This window comes from Candidatus Cloacimonadota bacterium, assembly GCA_012522635.1.
Lineage (GTDB): Bacteria > Cloacimonadota > Cloacimonadia > Cloacimonadales > Cloacimonadaceae > Syntrophosphaera.
In genome coordinates this window covers 1-1,536 of the sequence record JAAYKA010000109.1, presented here as the reverse complement: position 1 = coordinate 1,536, position 1,536 = coordinate 1, and the positions used below count along the sequence as shown (strand labels likewise).

Here is a 1,536-nt window from a genome sequence, read left to right as displayed (position 1 = left end):
CCAAGGCTTTGGCTGAAGGTTTGCAATCCCCGGCTCGCGGCACTGGTTTCCGAACACATCGGAGATACCTGGGTGGCACAATTGGACAGCATCCGCGGCTTGGAAGCCTATGTGGATGACTCCGAATTCATTGACGCCTTCTGGGAAATCCGCCAAATCAACAAAAAAGCGCTCGCCAGACACATCTTCCGTGCCACCGGAGTGCGCTGCCCCACCGACGGCATTTTCGACGCCCAAATTAAGCGCCTGCACGAATATAAACGCCAGTTGCTCAATGTTTTGGGAACCATCGCCCGCTATCTGCGCATCAAGGACAATCCCCAAGCCCAAATCGTGCCCCGCACCGTAATCTTCGCCGGAAAAGCCGCTCCAGGCTACCATTTGGCAAAAATCCTCATCAAACTGATTAACAATCTCGGGCTGGTGGTGAACCGTGACCCGGATGTGGCAGACCGTCTCAAGGTGGTTTTCCTGCCGGATTACAGCGTTTCCCTGGCGGAAAAAATCATCCCCGCCTCCGACCTTTCGGAACAAATTTCCACCGCGGGATATGAAGCAAGTGGCACCGGAAACATGAAATTCGCCCTCAACGGAGCGCTCACCATCGGCACCATGGATGGCGCGAATGTGGAAATGGCTCAGGAAATCGGAGCTGAAAACATGTTCATCTTCGGCATGGACGCGGATGAGGTAAGCTCCCTCAAACAAAGCGGTTACGACCCCGGAAAAATCTATGATTCCGACCCCGAATTACGCCGCGCCATCGATGCCATCGCCAACGACATGTTCTCACCCAACGAAAAAGGCATCTTCGAGCCCATCGTACACGCGCTGCTACACAGCGGTGACCCCTATTGCATCCTCGCGGATTTCCGCTCCTATCTGGATGCCTCACAAAGAGTTGACGACCTTTGGCAAGACCCTTCCGCCTGGGCAAAAAAAGCCATTCTGAACATCGCCCGGGTGGGAAAATTCTCATCCGACCGCGCCATCGAAGAATATGCCCGCGAAATCTGGGACGTGCAACCCCTCATACTGCAGCTCCCATAATATCAAATTGGGAAGGGTAATGCTTTGAAATTAAAGACTTTTGCGACCATTTGCATCTTGCTTTTTGTGCCGCTTTTCGCGTTCGCCAGAGTGGTGATTAACGAAGTTTGCTTCAACCCTGTGGGACCGGACAGTGGCAAGGAATGGATTGAGCTCTACAATGCCGGCGACGAAGACCTGAACCTGGAAGGCGCAAAGCTGTTCAGCGGCGGCAGGGTGTTCACGGAAGTCTTTGAATTCCCGCACTTTATCCTGCGATCCAAGCGCTTTTTGCTCATCGGGGATTCCCAAGTGGAGAATGCCGTTTTCGTTATCCCCCTCGCCTTCCAAAACGGAGGCTCTGCCACGGACGGCATCCGCTATGTTTCTCCCGATGGAACTTATACGGACACAGTGCTTTATGACCAGCCCAATCTCAATATGCTTCCAGATGACAGCGGATATCCGGGTGTTTCTTTTGCCCCGAATCCGCCGGAGGGATGGTCT

The 1,536-nt window shown here is 53.6% G+C and carries 2 protein-coding genes; both read left to right on the top strand.

Annotated features, from left to right (window positions below; all coding sequences use genetic code 11):
• Positions 1-1,050: glycogen/starch/alpha-glucan phosphorylase (locus tag GX135_05800; protein ID NLN85598.1), on the top strand; the 1,050-nt coding region annotated here is incomplete at its 5' end.
• Between the two features lie 24 nt (positions 1,051-1,074).
• Positions 1,075-1,536 (top strand): lamin tail domain-containing protein (locus GX135_05795; GenBank protein NLN85597.1); only part of this gene is annotated, 462 nt, incomplete at its 3' end.